Source organism: Pseudomonas sp. UF-293 (assembly GCF_058245595.1).
The window spans coordinates 456,449-474,213 of sequence record NZ_JBSICA010000002.1; the positions used below are offsets into that span (position 1 = coordinate 456,449).

16 protein-coding genes are annotated in these 17,765 nt (G+C 60.8%); all 16 read left to right on the forward strand.

The window, feature by feature from the left end; translation table 11 throughout:
• Window positions 1-165 precede the first annotated feature (165 nt).
• Window positions 166-939, forward strand: a complete 774-nt coding sequence (rfbF, locus tag AC4IHP_RS04530; protein WP_016771105.1) for a glucose-1-phosphate cytidylyltransferase — start codon at window positions 166-168, stop codon at window positions 937-939.
• A complete protein-coding gene (rfbG, locus tag AC4IHP_RS04535) occupies window positions 921-2,003 on the forward strand; it encodes a CDP-glucose 4,6-dehydratase (RefSeq protein WP_490830972.1) in 1,083 nt (360 codons plus the stop codon). Before rfbF ends, rfbG begins: the two co-directional genes overlap by 19 nt.
• On the forward strand, window positions 2,000-2,560 hold the full coding sequence (locus AC4IHP_RS04540; RefSeq protein WP_460117441.1) for a dTDP-4-dehydrorhamnose 3,5-epimerase family protein: 561 nt from the start codon (window positions 2,000-2,002) through the stop codon (window positions 2,558-2,560). The genes rfbG and AC4IHP_RS04540 overlap by 4 nt, the downstream gene beginning before the upstream one ends.
• Window positions 2,557-3,783: a methyltransferase domain-containing protein gene (locus AC4IHP_RS04545; RefSeq protein WP_490830973.1), complete on the forward strand. Its 1,227-nt coding sequence runs from the start codon at window positions 2,557-2,559 to the stop codon at window positions 3,781-3,783. Before AC4IHP_RS04540 ends, AC4IHP_RS04545 begins: the two co-directional genes overlap by 4 nt.
• The gene (locus tag AC4IHP_RS04550) at window positions 3,780-4,631 is read left to right on the forward strand and encodes an NAD-dependent epimerase/dehydratase family protein (protein WP_490830974.1); all 852 of its coding nucleotides are present in this window, start codon (window positions 3,780-3,782) and stop codon (window positions 4,629-4,631) included. Before AC4IHP_RS04545 ends, AC4IHP_RS04550 begins: the two co-directional genes overlap by 4 nt.
• Window positions 4,628-5,698 (forward strand): class I SAM-dependent methyltransferase, encoded by a 1,071-nt coding sequence (locus AC4IHP_RS04555; protein WP_460117447.1) that lies wholly within the window; start codon window positions 4,628-4,630, stop codon window positions 5,696-5,698. Before AC4IHP_RS04550 ends, AC4IHP_RS04555 begins: the two co-directional genes overlap by 4 nt.
• A gap of 17 nt (window positions 5,699-5,715) precedes the next feature.
• Window positions 5,716-6,453 carry a cephalosporin hydroxylase family protein gene (locus tag AC4IHP_RS04560; protein WP_490830975.1) on the forward strand — a complete coding sequence of 246 codons (738 nt, stop codon included), beginning with the start codon at window positions 5,716-5,718 and terminating at the stop codon, window positions 6,451-6,453.
• Between the two features lie 55 nt (window positions 6,454-6,508).
• Window positions 6,509-9,421 carry a TIGR00180 family glycosyltransferase gene (locus AC4IHP_RS04565; protein ID WP_490830976.1) on the forward strand — a complete coding sequence of 971 codons (2,913 nt, stop codon included), beginning with the start codon at window positions 6,509-6,511 and terminating at the stop codon, window positions 9,419-9,421.
• A 30-nt stretch (window positions 9,422-9,451) separates the two neighbouring features.
• Window positions 9,452-10,453, forward strand: a complete 1,002-nt coding sequence (gene pseB, locus AC4IHP_RS04570; RefSeq protein ID WP_490830977.1) for a UDP-N-acetylglucosamine 4,6-dehydratase (inverting) — start codon at window positions 9,452-9,454, stop codon at window positions 10,451-10,453.
• The gene (gene pseC, locus AC4IHP_RS04575) at window positions 10,450-11,613 is read left to right on the forward strand and encodes a UDP-4-amino-4,6-dideoxy-N-acetyl-beta-L-altrosamine transaminase (RefSeq protein WP_490830978.1); all 1,164 of its coding nucleotides are present in this window, start codon (window positions 10,450-10,452) and stop codon (window positions 11,611-11,613) included. The genes pseB and pseC overlap by 4 nt, the downstream gene beginning before the upstream one ends.
• Window positions 11,614-11,619: 6 nt before the next feature.
• Entirely contained in the window at window positions 11,620-12,315 is a 696-nt protein-coding gene (gene pseF / locus AC4IHP_RS04580; protein WP_490830979.1) for a pseudaminic acid cytidylyltransferase, read from the forward strand.
• The gene (pseG, locus tag AC4IHP_RS04585; RefSeq protein ID WP_490830980.1) at window positions 12,312-13,817 is read left to right on the forward strand and encodes a UDP-2,4-diacetamido-2,4,6-trideoxy-beta-L-altropyranose hydrolase; all 1,506 of its coding nucleotides are present in this window, start codon (window positions 12,312-12,314) and stop codon (window positions 13,815-13,817) included. Before pseF ends, pseG begins: the two co-directional genes overlap by 4 nt.
• Entirely contained in the window at window positions 13,810-14,862 is a 1,053-nt protein-coding gene (pseI, locus tag AC4IHP_RS04590) for a pseudaminic acid synthase (protein ID WP_490830981.1), read from the forward strand. The genes pseG and pseI overlap by 8 nt, the downstream gene beginning before the upstream one ends.
• Before the next feature lie 227 nt (window positions 14,863-15,089).
• Complete coding sequence (locus AC4IHP_RS04595) at window positions 15,090-16,016, forward strand: ketoacyl-ACP synthase III (protein WP_460117464.1); 927 nt, start codon at window positions 15,090-15,092, stop codon at window positions 16,014-16,016.
• 87 nt (window positions 16,017-16,103) lie between these two features.
• On the forward strand, window positions 16,104-17,426 hold the full coding sequence (locus AC4IHP_RS04600; RefSeq protein ID WP_490830982.1) for a motility associated factor glycosyltransferase family protein: 1,323 nt from the start codon (window positions 16,104-16,106) through the stop codon (window positions 17,424-17,426).
• Complete coding sequence (locus AC4IHP_RS04605) at window positions 17,423-17,689, forward strand: hypothetical protein (RefSeq protein WP_490830983.1); 267 nt, start codon at window positions 17,423-17,425, stop codon at window positions 17,687-17,689. The genes AC4IHP_RS04600 and AC4IHP_RS04605 overlap by 4 nt, the downstream gene beginning before the upstream one ends.
• Window positions 17,690-17,765: the final 76 nt, after the last annotated feature.

Below are 17,765 nucleotides of genomic sequence, written 5' to 3' on the forward strand. Positions count from 1 at the left end.
CCCGGCTACGAGCTGGCGCGTTTCCTGCAAGTGCCCCGCAAATCGCCATAAAACGAGCGCTCGCGGTCTTTCCACCGGCGCCCGGTCCGGCAGAAGGTTTAGCCAGAAGGCCTGCAACGCGCAAAAAAGCAGTGCGCAGCCCGGTGAAGAACGAGAGGGGAGACGATGAAGGCAGTAATTTTGGCGGGTGGCCTCGGCACGCGCATCAGTGAAGAGTCGCACCTCAAGCCCAAGCCGATGATCGAGATTGGCGGCAAGCCAATTCTCTGGCACATCATGAAGCAGTATTCCGCCCACGGGATCCACGACTTCGTCATCTGCCTGGGCTACAAGGGCTACGCGATCAAGGACTTCTTCGCCAACTACTTTCTGCATACATCCGACGTCACTTTCGACATGCGCAACAACCGCATGGACGTTCATCAGAACTACAGCGAGCCGTGGAGTGTGACCCTCATCGACACCGGCGAGGAAACCATGACCGGTGGCCGCCTGTTGCGTGCCGCGCGTTATCTCAAGGATGAAGAGGCGTTCTGCTTCACCTATGGCGACGGCGTTTCCGACATCAATATTGCTGAGCTGGTCGACTATCATAAAGCCCACGGCCGCCTGGCGACCGTCACTGCGGTGCAGCCGCCAGGTCGTTACGGCGCGCTTGAACGGCAAGGTGATCAGGTGCTGGGTTTCACTGAAAAACCCCGTGGTGACGGTGGCTGGATCAATGGCGGTTTCTTCGTGCTGTCGCCAAAAGTGCTGCCGTACATCAGCGATGACGCCACCACTTGGGAAGCCGAGCCGTTGGCTCGTCTGGCTCAGGACGAGCAACTGAAGGCCTTCGAGCATGAAGGTTTCTGGCATCCGATGGACACCCTGCGCGACAAGAACCATCTCGAAGCGCTGTGGCAGAGCGGGGAGGCCCCATGGAAGCAATGGGCCTGAGTGCGGATTTCTGGCGTGGCAAACGGGTTCTCGTCACCGGGCATACCGGTTTCAAAGGCAGTTGGCTGACCCTGTGGCTGCAAAGCCTCGGTGCGCAAGTCAGCGGTTTTTCTCTGGATCCGGGCACCGAGCCGAGCCTGTTCGAACTGGCGCGCGTGCACGAAGGCATCAATGATCAACGCGGCGATCTCCGTGACCTCGGCGCCTTGCTGGAAATCATCGCGGAGACCGAGCCTGAAATCGTCCTGCATCTGGCGGCGCAGCCATTGGTGCGCGAGGGCTATCGCGATCCGCTCGGCACCTATTCAAGCAATGTCATGGGTACGCTGAACCTGCTCGAGGCGATTCGTCAGGTCGGCGGCGTGCGGGCCTGCGTGCTGGTCACCACCGACAAGGTCTACGCCAACAAGGAATGGCTGTGGCCGTACCGCGAAGACGAGGCCCTCGGTGGCCACGATCCTTACAGCAGCAGCAAGGCCTGCTGCGAATTGCTCGCGCAGTCGTATGCCGCGTCGTTCTTCCCGGCGGACAAACATGCCGAACATGGTCTGGCCCTGGCGACCGCACGCGCCGGCAATGTGCTGGGCGGTGGTGATTTTGCGCCGGAGCGACTGATTCCCGACGTATTGAAAGCATGGACTGCCGACGAGCCGGTGACCCTGCGTTACCCGCAAGCGGTGCGCCCGTGGCAGCACGCGCTGGAGCCGCTGGCCGGTTATCTGCAATTGGCTGCTGCTCTCTACGAGTACGGCCCGGAATACGCCGGTGCGTGGAACTTCGGCCCGGGCGAGGCGGACATGTGCAGCGTCGGCGAAGTGGTCGAGCTGCTCGCCAACCGATGGCCGCAGGCCCGTGGTTTGCGCATCGAGCCGAGTGAATTGCACGAAGCCGGTCTGCTGCGTCTGGACAGCAGTCGCGCGCGGCAGGTGCTTGGCTGGCAGCCGCGCTGGTCGTTGCAGGCGTGCCTGGCGCAGACCCTCGATTGGCACTTGGCGTGGCAGAACGGCGATGACATGCGCGCCGTAACTCTGGGCCAATTGAATCTGTACCGAGGCGCGCTGTGAGCGAGTTTTCCCTGAAGGCGTTGCCATTGGCCGGACTGTTCTGCGTTCAGCACAAACGCTTCGAAGATCAGCGTGGGCACTTCGCCCGGTTGTTCTGCGAGGGCAGCCTGAGTGCGTTCGGCAGCGCGTTTCATATTCGCCAGATCAACCATTCCTGCACCCGCGAGAAGGGCAGCGTACGTGGCCTGCATTATCAGAATGCCAGCGCACCGGAAGCCAAACTGATCACTTGCCTGCGCGGTGAAGTCTGGGATGTCGCGGTGGATCTGCGTCCTGACTCGGAAACATTTCTGCACTGGCACGCCGAGCACTTGAAGGCGGGTGATGGCCGTAGCCTGTTGATTCCGGCCGGTTTCGCTCATGGCTTTCAGACGCTCACCGACGACGCCGAATTGCTCTATCTGCACAGCGCCGATTACGCGCCGGAGCACGAGGGCGGCTTGTCGGTGAATGATCCGCGGCTGGCGATTGCCTGGCCGTTGCCTGTCAATAATTTGTCAGCGCGTGATTCCAGCCATCCCGCGCTTGATCAACACTTTGCTGGAGTGCGTTTATGAACTGCCGTGGGTGCGCCGCACCGCTGAGCCTGCCGCTGATCGACCTCGGTACTTCGCCGCCGTCCAACGCTTATGTGCACGCTGATCGACTGGAACAGGCCGAGCAATGGGTACCGTTGAAAGTCGCCGTGTGCCAGCAATGCTGGCTGGTGCAGACCGAGGATTACACCAGTGCCGACAGTCTGTTCGATGCCGAGTACGCCTATTTCAGTTCGTTCTCCAGCACATGGCTGAATCACGCCGAGCGCTATGTCGCCGAGATGAGCGAGCGCTTCGGTCTGACCGCCGACAGCCGCGTAGTCGAAGTCGCCGCCAACGATGGTTACCTGCTGCAATACGTCGCCGCGCGCGGGATCCCGTGCCTGGGTGTCGAGCCGACGCGCAGCACCGCGCAAGCGGCACGGGACAAAGGCCTGGAAATTCGTGAACTGTTCTTCGGCCGCGACACCGCCACGCAATTGCGCAGCGAAGGCTGGAGCGCCGACCTGATGGCGGCCAACAACGTGCTCGCCCATGTGCCGGACATCAACGATTTCCTAGCCGGCTTCGCGACACTGCTCAAGCCGACCGGTGTCGCCACTTTCGAGTTTCCGCAACTGCTGACGCTGATGGCCGGCGCGCAGTTCGACACGCTGTATCACGAACACTATTCCTACCTGTCACTGACCGCCGTGCAGACCTTGTGCGAGCGCAATGGCCTGGAAGTGTTCGACGTCAGCCAATTGAGTACTCACGGCGGCTCGCTGCGGGTATTCGTACAGCGCAAGGACGGTGAGCGTCGTGCTGTTCTCCCGGCAGTGCAGCAACAACTGCAGGCCGAACTCGCTGCCGGGGTGACAACCGCCGAGTATTACGCGACCCTCGCACCGGCTGCCGAACGCATCAAACATGACCTGCTGCGCTTCCTGTTGCAGGCCAAGGCCGACGGCAAGCGTGTAGTCGGTTACGGCGCGGCGGCCAAGGGCAATACCTTGCTCAATTACGCCGGGGTCAAAGCGGATCTGCTGGCTTGGGTGGCCGATGCCAATCCGCACAAGCAGGGCAAATACTTGCCGGGCAGCCGCATTCCGATCGTGGCGCCGGCGCAGATCGAAATCGACAGACCGGACTACGTGCTGGTGTTGCCATGGAACCTGCTGCACGAAGTCAGTCAGCAACTGGCGCAGGTGCGTCAGTGGGGCGGGCGCTTCGTCATCGCCGTGCCTGAGTTGAAAGTGCTGTGAAAGTTCTGGTCACTGGCGCCACGGGCTTTGTCGGTCGGCATCTGGTTGCTGCATTGCTTGAACGCGGCTGCGAAGTCCGCGCGGTGGCGCGCAACGCAGAAACGGCGCAGGGCATGCCATGGATCAACCACGTCGAATTCGTCGCGGCGGATATTCACGCCGCTGATCTGGATGCTGTCGCGCTGACCGAAGGCGTCGACGCACTCGCGCATCTGGCCTGGCCCGGGCTGCCGAACTATCGGGCGCTGTTTCATTTCGAGCACAACCTGATGGCCGATTACCGCTTTATCAAATGCGCGGTCGCGGCGGGTGTGCAGCAGGTGCTGGTGACCGGCACCTGCTTCGAATACGGCATGCAGAGTGGCCCGCTCAGCGAAGCAACCGAGCCAAGGCCGAGCAATCCCTACGGTCTGGCCAAGCACACGCTGCACCTGTTTCTGCAGAACCTGCAGCAGGAGCGGCCGTTCACTTTGCAGTGGGCGCGTTTGTTCTACCTGCACGGCGAAGGGCAGAATCCCAACAGCCTGTTGGCCGCGCTGGACCGGGCGATTGATGCCGGCGAGGCGTCGTTCAACATGTCGGCCGGTGAGCAACTGCGCGACTTTCTGGCCATCGAAACCGCCGCAGGTCATCTCGCTGCGATCCTTGACCAGCGTGAGTTCGATGGCGTGGTCAATTGTGCCAGCGGCCAGCCGGTCTCGGTGCGTTCATTGGTCGAGCAACGGCTGCGCGAACGCGGCGCAACGCTGAATCTGAACCTCGGCCACTACCCGTATCCGACCCATGAACCGATGGCGTTCTGGGCCGTCACGGAGCGCTTGCAACAGTTATTGGGAGAGTCGTCATGAGGCACGAGTTGTACCGGGCCACCGGCCTGCCGGTGTTGCAGAACCGCACTTTCGCCGATGCCGAATCGGCGCGGGCCTCGGCCAGCGCCGACATGGTGCTGGTGCAGGACGAACGCAGCGGTCTGGTTTTCAACGCCGCGTTCGATGCCGACAAGCTCAGTTATGACGCCGACTATCAGAACGAGCAGGCGCACTCTGCTCAGTTCCAGAAGCATTTGAGTGACGTCGAAGGCATCATCGCCAGGCACTTCAAGGGCCAGGAACTGATCGAAGTCGGCTGCGGCAAGGGCTACTTTCTCGAGTTGCTCAAAGGCCTCGGCTATTCGATCACCGGCATCGACCCGGCTTATGAAGGCGAAAACCCCGAGGTGATCAAGGCGCCGTTCACGCGCGGCCTCGGCCTGGCGGCAGATGCCATTGTGCTGCGTCATGTGCTGGAGCACATCGAAGACCCGGTGAGCTTTCTTGCCGTGATCGCCGAGGCCAATCAGGGCGGGCAGATCTATATCGAAGTGCCGTGCCTGGACTGGATCCTCGAGCACAAGGCCTGGTTCGACCTGTTCTACGAACACGTCAATTATTTCCGCCTCGATGACCTGCGCCGGATGTTCGGCACGGTGCACGAGGCCGGGCATCTGTTCGGCGGCCAGTATCTGTACATCGTCGCTGATCTGTCGACATTGCGCCTGATACCCGAACAACCGGTGCCGCGCCTGACCCTGCCGGAAGATTTCAGCGCCAGCCTCGACCGCGCTGTGCAGCTCATCCGCTCGGCGCCTGCGCAGGGTTCGGCGATCTGGGGCGCCTCGTCCAAAGGCGTGATCTATTCGCTGTTCCTGCAACGCGCTGGCGTCGCGGTCGATCGCGTGATCGATATCAACCCGGCCAAGCAGGGGCGTTATCTGCCGCTGAGCGGCGTGCGAGTGTCCTCGCCGCAAGAGGCCATGGATGCGCTGCCCGAAGGCGCGCACCTGTTTGTGATGAATTCCAATTACCTCGAAGAGATCAAGCGGATGACCGGTGGACGCTACGTCTATCACGCCGTCGACAGCGCTTCGTTCCAGTGACCCTTGAGATGACCAACATGACCGACAACAGCATCAACCAAGCCTTCGAAGCCGAGTGCCGCGAGCAGATCGCCCAGCAGGGTGACGACCCGAAACTGACCGGCCTGGCCCGGGATTTCTTCAACGAATCGGCCAAGCACAAATACAGCTACCACTTTTCGTGGATGGGCCGCCCGATCATCCAGCTGCCGCAAGACATGATGGCCATGCAGGAGATCATCTGGCAGGTCAAGCCGGACCTGGTCATCGAGTGCGGCATCGCCCACGGCGGTTCGATCATCTACTACGCTTCGCTGCTCGAGCTGCAAGGCCACGGCGAAGTGCTCGGCATCGACCTCGACATTCGTCCGCACAACCGCGAAGCCATCGAAAGCCACCCGATGGCCAAGCGCATCAAGATGATCGAAGGTTCGAGCATCGACCCGGCCATTGCCGCTCAGGTGCAGACCGCAGCCAAAGGCAAGAAAGTCATTCTGGTCCTCGACTCCAATCACACTCACGATCACGTGCTCGAAGAGCTGCGTCTCTACGCGCCGCTGGTGTCGGTCGACAGCTATTGCGTGGTCATGGACACCGTGGTTGAAGACATGCCGGCCGATTTCTTCCCGGATCGTCCATGGGGCCCGGGCGACAACCCGAAAACCGCCGTGTGGAAGTATCTGGAAGAGAACCAGGACTTCGAAATCGACCGGCAATTGCAGAACAAACTGCTGATCACCGTGGCGCCGGACGGCTACCTGCGTCGCGTCCGTTAATTCGCAATATTTACCCAGCGTTGTTTCGGCGAGTCGCCGGTTGTGGAGAGAAGTTATGCAAGGCAAGTACAGTTCTGAACTGACGCTACCGCTTGATGAGCTGTTGACGGTGGTGCTGATTACCCACAACCGACCGGCGTTCCTGCGTCGGGCTGTGAAGTATTACAGCGACTTGCCCTGCAAGATCATGGTGCTGGACTCCACGCCGGAACGGGCGGAAGGTGATTTTTCTGCCGTCGATTACCATCATGTCCCGCAGTTCGCCTATTGGGGCATGCAGGCCAAACTGGCCTATGGTGTCGAGCAACTGACCACGCCGTACATGGTGCTGGCGGCGGATGACGACTTCATCCTGCATGATTCATTGGCCCAATCCGTGGGTTTCCTGCAGGCCAATCCGGATTACGGCATGTGCCATGGCTATTGCCTGATGTACCTGGCGCTGGCCGGTGGCGTCAGCTACTACCGCCGCGACAAAAAGGTCCAGGAAGACTATTGCTCCGAACAGGCTCAGGAGCGGGTCATCGATTACATGAGCCAGTACATCCCGCCGTTCTACGCGGTGACCCGTACTGATCTGATGAAGACCTGGCACTCGGCATTGCCACCCGGCACCAGCTTCCAGTGGCAGGAAATCGGCCATGTCTATTTCCTGCTCGCCAGTGCCAAAGCACGGATTCTGCCGATCCCTTACGTGGTTCGGGAGATCAACTACGGTGCCTCCGAGCACAGCACCGAGGTGTATCACTCGCTGACCTACGTCGATGCCAAATCGGTGGCCGAGCGTGAAGCTTTTGCCGAGTTCCTTGCCGCGCTGCCAACCCAGATCAAAGGGCTGGACGCCGAACAGGGCAAAGCGCTTGCCCTGCAAAGCTTCGAGGCAATGGTCGACAGCCTGCAATCGAATCGAGCGCTGACCGCGGAACTGATCATCCAGTCCACCTGGAATCAGGAGCTCAAGTATCCGGATCGCCGCTTCGGGCCTTTGCAGTATGTCGAAATGCCGTTCTACAACGAGGCGTTCTTCGACCTCCTGGCACAGTTCGAATTCATGCTGCACGCCATGCCGGCGGGGCGCATTCAACTTGAAGGGCTGGAGGGCGTCTGGACCCGTCAGGCGCACTTGCTGCAAGCACGCAACAACGACACGCCGGAAAGCGTGCTCGACCGTTTGTGGCAGGCTCACGATCTCAATGCGTTCAATCGCACCGTGATCAAACGGCTGGCGGCTCAGCTGACTTCGATGGGCCAGGCCGAAGAAGCGCAGGCGATGCAGGCCTGGATCGAGCGCCTCGAAGCGCTGACCGTCGATGACCATCATGCGGTCATGGACAAGATGCAGTCCGGTCGCCTGCTCAACTGGCTGGCCGCACGTGCGCCCGGCGCTCACCTCGAGGCAATCGGCCAACATCTGGCGGTGAATGGCGGCGGGCCGCAGTTCGGCATTTTTCTGCTGGATCTGGACGACGATATCGACAAACTCCAGGTGTCTCTCGACAGCTTGCTGGAAGGACAGTGCAAGGCTTTCCGCATTGTAGTGTTCACCACCGGCGAAGCCCCCGCCGCGACCACGGCACAGAACACCCTGCATTTTGTCCGAGTGACCGCGGGCAATCTGATCGACAAGCTCAATCAAAGCGCTCGTCAATCACCGTGTGACTGGCTGCTGTTGGCTGAAGCCGGCGATGAGTTCACTGCCAGCGGACTGTTGCGCGCCAGCCTGGAACTGATGAACGCCGGCGAGTGCCGCGCGGTATCCACCGATGAAATCCAGCGCCAGGAAAACGGTGCCCTGGCCGACGTGTTCCGGCCGGGCTTCAACCTTGATCTGTTGCTGAGCCTGCCAACGCTGATGGCGCGGCACTGGCTGGTGCGGCGCGATGCGCTGGTCGAAATCGGCGGCTATCGCGCCGATTTCAGTCAGGCACTGGAGCTCGATGTGCTGTTGCTTCTTATCGAAGAGCACGGCCTCAACAGCTTGGCTCACCTCGACGAGCCGCTATTGATCAGCCAGGCGCCAGAGCTGGTCGAGAATGCTGACGAGCGCCTGGCGCTGCTGCGCCACTTGGGCAATCGCGGCTACAAGGCCAAAGTGACGTCAGCGGTTCCCGGGGTTTACCAGATCGACTACCACCATAGTGATCGTCCGCTGGTGTCGATCATTATTCCGGCGGGCAGCGATCTGGCGGTGCTGCAACGTTGCCTTGAAGGTGTGTTGCTGCGTACCCGTTACCAACACTATGAAGTGCTGATCGCCACCGCTGCGGATCAGACGGCTGAGGTCAATGACTGGCTCGGTACTTACAAGCACTCCAGAGTGCAGGTGCTGCGCACTGACCGGACGTTGAGCGAAGCAGGATTGTTCAACGCGGCCAGTCGTCAGGCGCAGGGCGAGTACCTGGTGCTGCTTGCTGCCGACGCTGAAGTGGTCAATCCGAACTGGCTCGACTCTTTGCTCAACCATGCTCTGCGCCCAGAGGTTGGTGTGGTCGGGCCGAAACTGATCGACCGTGATCGCAAGATCAGCCAGGCGGGACTGATCCTGGGCATGAATGGCGGTGTCGATTCGCCCTTCGTTGGTGACAATCACGATGCAGACGGTTACTTGCATCGCTTGGCGGTGGAACAAAACTACTCGGCGGTATCGAGCGTGTGCCTGATGGTCCGCAAAGAACTGTACGAGGCGCTCGGTGGTCTGGACGAAAGCACATTTGCCGAAGGCTTCAGCGATGTCGATCTGTGCCTGAGCGCCGGGCAAGCCGGTTATCTGACGGTGTGGACTCCGGCGGTGCAAGTCATCCATCAGGGCGGTATGCCTGACGCCCCGCACGCGCTGCTGGCCCTGCGCGAAAAATGGCCGGCGGCATTCGCTCAGGATCAGGCTTACAACGCGAACCTGAGCCTGAGCGGTAAAGGTTTCGTGCTCAATGACAACGCTTCACTGGACTGGGCACAGTTGCTCGCTTAAGCCTGGCGACAGGGACGGAATAATCAAAATATGTTCAACGGTAAATCGATCTTCATCTCCGGCGGCACCGGCTCGTTCGGGCGCAACTTCATCCGTCGCTTGCTCGAGCAATACCAGCCCAAGCGTGTGGTGGTGTTCTCCCGCGACGAGCTGAAACAGTACGAGATGCAGCAGACGTTCAACGCGCCGTGCATGCGTTATTTCATCGGTGATGTGCGTGACGCTGACCGCTTGCGTCAGGCCATGCGCGGCATCGATTACGTGGTGCATGCTGCGGCGTTGAAGCAGGTGCCGGCGGCGGAATACAACCCGACCGAATGCATTCGCACCAACGTCAACGGCGCGGAAAACATCATCGCTGCGGCGATCGATAACGGCGTGCAGAAAGTCGTCGCACTGTCCACCGACAAGGCGGCCAGCCCGATCAATCTGTACGGCGCGACCAAATTGCTCTCGGACAAATTGTTCGTCGCCGCCAACAACATCGCCGGCGAGCAGCAGACCCGATTCGCCGTGGTGCGCTACGGCAACGTCGCTGGCTCGCGCGGCTCGGTGGTGCCGTTCTTCAGCAAGCTGATCGCTGACGGCGCGCAAGAGTTACCGATCACCGACGAGCGCATGACGCGGTTCTGGATCACCCTCGATCATGGCGTGCAGTTCGTGCTCGACAGCTTTGCGCGGATGCACGGCGGCGAAGTGTTCGTGCCGAAGATTCCGTCGATCCGCATCGTCGATCTGGCGCGCGGCATGGCCGAGCATTTGCCGCACAAAAACGTCGGCATCCGTCCCGGCGAAAAGCTGCATGAGTTGATGGTGCCGCTGGACGATGCGCGCATGACTCTGGAGTTCGAGGATCACTACACGATTCAGCCGTCGATTCGTTTTACCAGCGTCGACGTCGATTTTGCCGTCGACAAAATCGGCGAGCGTGGCCGTGCTGTGAGCGAAGATTTCGAGTATCGCTCGGACACCAACCCGCATTTCCTTTCGGTCGGGCAGATCGCCGATCTGCACGCGAAGCTGTCGGTATGATCCCTTACGGTCGGCAGAGCCTTGATCAGGCGGACATCGACGCAGTGGTCGACGTCCTGCAATCGGACTGGCTGACCCAAGGGCCGACCATCGAGCGCTTCGAACAAGCCATGGCCGCGCGTTGCCAGGCCGATTTCGCCGTGGCGGTGTGCAATGCCACGGCGGCGCTGCACATTGCTTGTCTGGCCGCTGACCTGGGGCCGGGCGATCGCTTGTGGACTTCGCCGAATACGTTTCTGGCCTCGGCCAATTGCGGGCGCTATTGCGGCGCCGAGGTTGATTTCGTCGACATCGACCCATTGACCTGGAACCTCGATGCCTTTGCCCTTGAAGCCAAGCTTGAGCAAGCCGAACGCGACGGCACTTTGCCGAAAGTTCTCGTCGCGGTGGCGTTTTCCGGGCAGAGCTGTGACCTGCGCAAGATCGCCGATCTGGCGGTGCGCTACCACTTCACTGTGATCGAAGATGCCTCGCACGCGGTGGGCGCGAGCTACGCCGGGCGCCCGGTCGGTTGTGGCGAATTTGCGGCGATGACGGTGTTCAGTTTTCACCCGGTGAAAATCATCACCAGCGCCGAAGGCGGCATGGTCCTGACCAATCGTCCGGCGCTGGCCGAGCGTCTGCAACGCCTGCGCAGCCATGGCATGACCCGCGATCCGCAACACATGACCGAGCCGAGCCACGGGCCATGGTATTACCAGCAAGTTGAGCTGGGTTTCAATTATCGGATCACCGATCTGCAGGCGGCCCTGGGGCTGTCGCAACTGCGTAAGCTCGACGAGTTTGTCGCACGTCGCCGGGAACTGGCCGCCCGTTACGATCAACTCCTCGCCTACCTGCCGCTGACCTTGCCGAGTGCGCAGCCGGAAGCGGAATCGGCGTGGCACCTGTACGTGGTGCGCTTGCAGACCGAACGTTGCAATCTCAGTCATCGCCAGGTATTCGAAGGTTTGCGCGCCGCCGGTATCGGCGTGAATCTGCACTATATTCCGGTGCATCTGCAGCCGTACTATCGCGAGCTGGGCTTTGCCGAGGGCGATTTTCCCGAGGCCGAGCGCTATTACGCCGAGGCGCTCAGCTTGCCGCTGTTCCCTTTGCTCAGTGAGGCACAACAGGATCAGGTGGTCGAGCAACTGCGTCGGCTGCTGCTTGAGGAGTAAGGCACCGTGAGCTGCGTCGCGATCATCCCCGCCCGTGGTGGCAGCAAGCGCGTCCCGCGCAAGAATCTCAAACCGTTCGACGGCGTGCCGATGATCGTTCGCTCGATTCGCACGGCGCTGGAGTCAGGGCTTTTCGAGGCCGTTGTCGTCAGCACCGACGATGATGAAATTGCCGACGTCGCGCGGGCAAATGGCGCCGAGGTGCCGTTCATGCGACCGGCCGATCTGGCGGATGATTTCACCGGCACCGCTGCGGTGATCGTGCATGCCTTGCAGCAATTGCCGACATTCGATTACGCCTGCTGCGTCTATGCCACCGCGCCGCTATTGCAAAAACGATATCTGCGCCTGGGGCTGGATTTGCTCATGCAGCATCCGCACAAGTCGTTCGCTTTTTCGGTGTGCGGCTTCGGTTTCCCCGTACAGCGCGCACTGACCCTCGACGAAGAGGGCGCGTTGACGTCTTTGTACCCCGAATTTCGCACCACCCGTTCGCAGGATCTGCCCGAAGCGTTTCAGGATGCCGGGCAGTTCTACTGGGGCCGCAGCGAAGCGTGGTTGCGTGGCGAGACGCTGTTCTCGCCAGCCAGCCTGCCGGTGATTCTGCCGCGTCATCTGGTCCAGGACATCGACACTCCCGAAGACTGGCAACGCGCCGAATACCTCTACGCCGCGCTCAAGGCCGGCGGAGAACTGCAATGAGAGTGCTGATCCGCGCCGACGCCTCGCCAACCATTGGCAGCGGCCACATCGCCCGTTGCCTGACCCTGGCGCGGGTGCTGAAACAGCAGGGCGGTCACGTCGCGTTTGCCTGTCGGCGTTTGCCAGGGCATCGACTGGATGCCTTGAATGCCGAAGGCTTCGAGACCTTCGCGCTGCCCGAGCGCTATCGTGATGAAGACCCGCTGCAGGCCATCGAATCGATGTTGCCGTGGCAGTTCGACATCGATGCACTGGGCCTGCTGCTGGACGGGCAGGCACCGTTCGACTGGATCATCGTCGATCATTACGGACTCGATCATCACTGGCAAACCGCTGCCCGGCGCTGGGCGCACCGAATCGCCGCCGTGGATGATCTGGCCACGCGGCGCTACAGCGTCGATCTGCTGCTCAATCAGAACCTCTCTGGCTTGAGTGAAAACTACGCGCCGCTGCTGCCGCCAGGTTGTCGTACTTTGCTTGGCCCGCGCTACGCCATGCTGCGCGAAGAATTCAACTGCGAGGCGATCGAGATCAAGCCGCAGGCGCGCCGGGTGCTGGTGAATTTCGGTGGTTTTGACGCGGCGAGGCAAACTCACCACGCGATGTTGGCACTGGCTGATTTCACTGGATTGCAGGTTGATTTCGTCGCTGGCGCCGACAACCCGGCGTGGACGCAGATGCAGGCGTTGGCCGAGACGCGGCCGAACTGGCGCCTGCACAGTTTCGTCAGCGATTTCCATCAGCGCATGACTGAAGCGGACCTGTTTATCGGCGCCGGCGGCGGCACCAGTTGGGAGCGTGCGGCGCTGGGTTTGCCGACGATCTGCATCGCCGTGGCGAACAATCAGCAGGCCAACGGCGAAGTCATGGCGGCGGCCGGCGCGCATGTGTTCATGGGTGCTCGCGAGCAGGTCAGCGTCGAGCAATTGCGTGATGCGGTCGGCTTCGTCGTGAACAATCATTTTCTACGCCAGAGCCTTGCCGAGCGCTCGCGGCAATTGGTCGATGGGCGCGGTGCCGAACGCGTGGCGGCGGCGTTGGCCGGTGCGGTACTGAAATTGCGCCCGGCGACCCAGGACGATGTGCAGTTGCTGTTCGATGGGCGCAATGCCGAAGCGGTACGGCGCTGGTCGCTGGAAACCGGCGTCATCGATTGGGCACAGCATCTGCACTGGCTGACGGCGACCCTGCGTAGTCCGCAACGGTTGCTGCTGATTGCCGAGGCGGACGACGGCCCGGTGGGGGTGCTGCGCTACGATTTGCGCGGGTTCGAAGCCGAAGTGTCGATCTATCTGCTGGAGGGGCGTTTTGGCCTGGGCTGGGGCAGGGCAGTGCTCAGCCGTGGCGAAGCGTTTGTCGCTGCGCACTGGCCGCAATTGACGCGCATCACTGCGCGGGTCATGCCCGCCAATCAGTCTTCATTGAAAGTTTTTCGCGACGCCGGATTCATCCAGGAAACCTGTGAGTTCAGCCGTATTTTGAAGGATCACTCGCATGTCTAGTTTCAAGATTGGCCAGCACACCATCGGTGCCGATGCGCCACCATTCATCATTGCCGAGATGAGCGGCAACCATAACCAGTCCCTCGACGTCGCTCTGCAAATCGTCGAGGCGGCGGCCAAGGCTGGAGCGCATGCCTTGAAGCTGCAAACCTACACCGCCGAAACCATGACCCTGGATTTGGCCGAAGGCGAATTCTTCATCAAGGATCCGGGCAGTCTGTGGGCCGGCACCTCGCTCTACGATCTCTACGAAAAAGCTCACACACCGTGGGAGTGGCACGCGCCGATTTTTGCTCGGGCCAAGGAGCTGGGCATGCTCGCGTTCTCGACACCGTTCGATGACAGCGCGGTGGATTTTCTCGAAAGCCTCGAGGTGCCGGCGTACAAAATCGCCAGTTTCGAAAACACTGATCTGCCGTTGATCCGTCGAGTGGCAGCGACCGGTAAACCGCTGATCATCTCCACCGGCATGGCCAGCATCGCCGAACTGGATGAAACCGTGCGTGCCGCACGCGAGGCCGGGTGCAAGGATCTGGTCTTGCTCAAGTGCACCAGCACTTATCCAGCGACGCCACTCAACAGCAATGTGCGTACGATCCCGCATCTGCGTGAGTTGTTTGGATGCGAGGTCGGGCTGTCGGACCACTCGATGGGCGTCGGCGTATCGGTGGCGGCGGTGGCGCTCGGGGCGACTGTCGTGGAGAAGCATTTCACCCTCGACCGTTCGGCCGGAGGCGTCGACGCGAGTTTTTCCCTTGAGCCTGCGGAGCTGGCCAGTCTGGTCGTCGAAACAGAGCGTGCCTGGCAGGCCATGGGGCAGGTGCAATACGGCGTCACCGAGGCCGAGCGCAAGTCGCTGGTCTATCGCCGCTCGCTGTATGTCACCGCTGACATGGCCGCCGGTGAAGCCTTTACCGGCGACAATCTGCGCGCCATTCGCCCCGGTCTCGGTCTGCCGCCCAGGCACACCGAAGCCGTCCTCGGACGCCGTGCGCGCACCGCGATCAAGCGCGGTACCCCGCTGGACTGGTCGCTGGTCGAATAGGCCAATCTGCCATCGATTCGGCAAAATAGCGTGACCTGCGAGTCATAACGCGCATCTTCACTGTATTGTATTGACCGGGGAGATGGCGCCTGGCCCGTTTTGCGGTTCCAGTGATAGCCCTTTGCGCTTCCCGTGGCTGCCCGTCGTGGCGGCCGTTTTCTGTTTGTCGGCGCCCCTCGAATCCTTGCGAGCGGTGGTTTTGGGCTGTTTTTTATTGGGAAGCCGTAATGATTGGCATAAAAAGCATTGCGAGCTACGTTCCTGTAGCCGGCGTGGACAATTACGCACAAGGTGCAAAATTCGAGAAGGATGAAGAATTCATCCTTGGCAAGATCGGTTCGGCGTTCCTGCCGCGCAAAGACGCTGAGCAGGAAACTTCCGATCTGTGCGTGGAAGCGGCCAATGCGCTGTTTGCCAGCAATCCTGAACTGAAGCGTGAATCGATCGATGCCTTGATTGTCGTCACTCAAAACGGTGACGAAGAAGGCCTGCCGCATACCGCTGCCATCGTTCAGGACAAGCTCGGCCTGCCGACCAATGTCGCAGCGTTCGATATCTCGTTGGGCTGCTCCGGTTACGTCTACGGCATCTACGCGATCAAGGGCTTCATGGAAGCCGCCGGCCTGAAGAATGGCCTGCTGATCACCGCTGACCCGTACTCGAAAATCGTCGATCCGGAAGACCGCAACACCACCATGCTGTTCGGCGATGCCGCCACGGCAACGTGGATCGGCGAAAACCCGACCTGGGCGCTGGGCAAGGCCAAGTTCGGCACCGACGGTTCCGGTGCTCCGCACCTGAAAGTCAGCAACGGCGTGTTCTTCATGAACGGTCGTCAGGTGTTCAATTTCGCATTGCTGAAAGTGCCTGCGCACTTGCACGAATTGCTCGATGATTCGGGTTTGAAAGCCGATGACATCGACGCATTCTGCATTCACCAGGGCAGTGCGGCGATTGTCGACGCCGTGGCGCGGCGCTTTGAAGGCGAACCGGAGAAGTTCATCAAGGACATGGTCGAGACCGGCAACACCGTGTCGTCGAGCATTCCGCTGCTGCTGGAAAAACACGTGCTCGATTCCGACTGGCAGCGCGTCGCGCTGAGCGGTTTTGGCGTCGGTTTGTCGTGGGGCTCGGCGATCATCTATCGCCCGTAAGCCCAAGCAAAAAACACTGATACAAAAATAGCGTTCAAGCTTAACCTTGAACGCTATTTTTTTGCCCGAGAAGGAGTGCGAGGCGCCATGAGCGAGTTTTTCCAAGCCAATGCCGAGGTGTTGCAACGGCGCTGGCCGGCGCTGTTCGAACGATTGATGGCTGAGGACAGCGCGTCCGTGCAGGCCGAACTCGTGCAAGGGCTGGGCTCGACGCTGAGCGTCGACGGCATTCAGCTCACCAGCCGCCATGATCGCCTGCATGAGGCGCAGGTTCAGGCGGCGAGCCTGCCGGAAAAACCGCATCTTCACGTATATGGCACTGGCCTGGGCGACTTGCCCGGCGTGCTGCTTGAGCGCGCAGACCTGGAAAAACTGTACGTACACATTCTCAACGGCGCGCTGTTCGCGCTGGTGCTGCAACTGCTCGATCAGCGCCAGTGGCTGCAGGATCCTCGGGTGGAGCTGTTTTACGCTGGTGATCACCCGGACTTCTTCACGCCATTCTTTGCCTTACCGGCCGAGATGCTGCTGGCCGATGACTTCAATGCAAAGGTCCGCGACCGGCTGATCAATGAAGTGCACCTGACGTTCAATAACCGCGATTTCGATCCGCAGTCACCGGAAATCAGGCAGCGCTTGCAGGAGTCTCTGCCGGTATTGCTTGGCGATGCCGATGTGGCGCAGTTGTTCGGTAGCTGCGCCGGGCGCGAAGTCTACGTGATCGCCACCGGGCCGACACTGGAGCAGCATTTCGAACGTCTGGCGGCGATCCGTCAGCTTGCTGAGCGGCCGTTGTTCATCTGTGTTGATACCGCTTATCGGCCGTTGTTCATCTGTGTTGATACCGCTTATCGGCCGTTGCGCGAACATGGCATCGAGCCTGATCTGGTGGTGAGCATCGATCAGCGCATCGGTTTTCGGCATCTGCCGTGCGAGGCGTCCGAGAACATTGCGCTGGTGTACTTGCCGATGAGCGATCCGCAGGTATTGAAGGCATGGAAGGGCAAGCGTTATGGCGGCTATTCGGCCAGCCCGATCTACAGCGACCTGCGAGAGCAGTATCCACGCGGTGAGCTGCACGTCGGCGGCAGCGTGATCCATCCGGCGGTGGATCTCGCGGTAAAAATGGGCGCGAGTCGAATCACTCTGTTTGGCGCTGACTTCGCCTTCCCGATGAACAAGACCCACGCGGGTTGGGACGACGGCGATCTGGGCCCGCCGCTGGCCCAGGCGCGGCACTGGGTGCGCGATGGCCACGGTCAGCGCGTCAGCACTCAGCTTAATTTTCGCGGCTATCTGTGTGTGCTGGAGCGCTACATCGCCGCGCATCCACAGGTCGAATTTCTCAACACCAGCCGCGCCGGCGCGTTGATCGCCGGCACCGCTTTCAATCCGGAGTTCGTGCAATGAGTGCGCTGAACCAGAGTCAGGATCAGTGTCGCCGGTGTGCCGCGTTGTTTCGCCTTGGGCGCGATGTTGAAGCGGCGCTGACGATGGTCGATGTGTTCGAACAGGCTCAACTATGCCTGGCGTCTGCCTCGGAGAAGGTGCAGCAGGACTGGGCACAGGTGCTCACGCGAATGCTCGACTGTCAGGAGCGCCAGGACTGGTTGGGCCTGGCTGACTATATGGAATACGAACTGGTCGAATTGCTGGAAAGTGCCACGCGCTGAACCGCTGCGCAGCACTGGCCCGCGGCTTTGCGTTACAGGCGGTTTTATGACGTCATTTTTTCGCACTGGATGTACT

What these genes read in the sequence shown, in the direction of transcription:
- pseI (WP_490830981.1), top strand. Translation starts at nt 13,810, where the DNA reads ATGTCTAGTTTCAAGATTGGCCAGCACACCATCGGTGCCGATGCGCCA.
- AC4IHP_RS04545 (WP_490830973.1), top strand. Translation starts at nt 2,557, where the DNA reads ATGAACTGCCGTGGGTGCGCCGCACCGCTGAGCCTGCCGCTGATCGAC.
- pseC (WP_490830978.1), top strand. Translation starts at nt 10,450, where the DNA reads ATGATCCCTTACGGTCGGCAGAGCCTTGATCAGGCGGACATCGACGCA.
- AC4IHP_RS04600 (WP_490830982.1), top strand. Translation starts at nt 16,104, where the DNA reads ATGAGCGAGTTTTTCCAAGCCAATGCCGAGGTGTTGCAACGGCGCTGG.
- AC4IHP_RS04595 (WP_460117464.1), top strand. Translation starts at nt 15,090, where the DNA reads ATGATTGGCATAAAAAGCATTGCGAGCTACGTTCCTGTAGCCGGCGTG.
- pseB (WP_490830977.1), top strand. Translation starts at nt 9,452, where the DNA reads ATGTTCAACGGTAAATCGATCTTCATCTCCGGCGGCACCGGCTCGTTC.
- AC4IHP_RS04555 (WP_460117447.1), top strand. Translation starts at nt 4,628, where the DNA reads ATGAGGCACGAGTTGTACCGGGCCACCGGCCTGCCGGTGTTGCAGAAC.
- AC4IHP_RS04560 (WP_490830975.1), top strand. Translation starts at nt 5,716, where the DNA reads ATGACCGACAACAGCATCAACCAAGCCTTCGAAGCCGAGTGCCGCGAG.
- rfbG (WP_490830972.1), top strand. Translation starts at nt 921, where the DNA reads ATGGAAGCAATGGGCCTGAGTGCGGATTTCTGGCGTGGCAAACGGGTT.
- pseG (WP_490830980.1), top strand. Translation starts at nt 12,312, where the DNA reads ATGAGAGTGCTGATCCGCGCCGACGCCTCGCCAACCATTGGCAGCGGC.
- rfbF (WP_016771105.1), top strand. Translation starts at nt 166, where the DNA reads ATGAAGGCAGTAATTTTGGCGGGTGGCCTCGGCACGCGCATCAGTGAA.
- AC4IHP_RS04565 (WP_490830976.1), top strand. Translation starts at nt 6,509, where the DNA reads ATGCAAGGCAAGTACAGTTCTGAACTGACGCTACCGCTTGATGAGCTG.
- AC4IHP_RS04605 (WP_490830983.1), top strand. Translation starts at nt 17,423, where the DNA reads ATGAGTGCGCTGAACCAGAGTCAGGATCAGTGTCGCCGGTGTGCCGCG.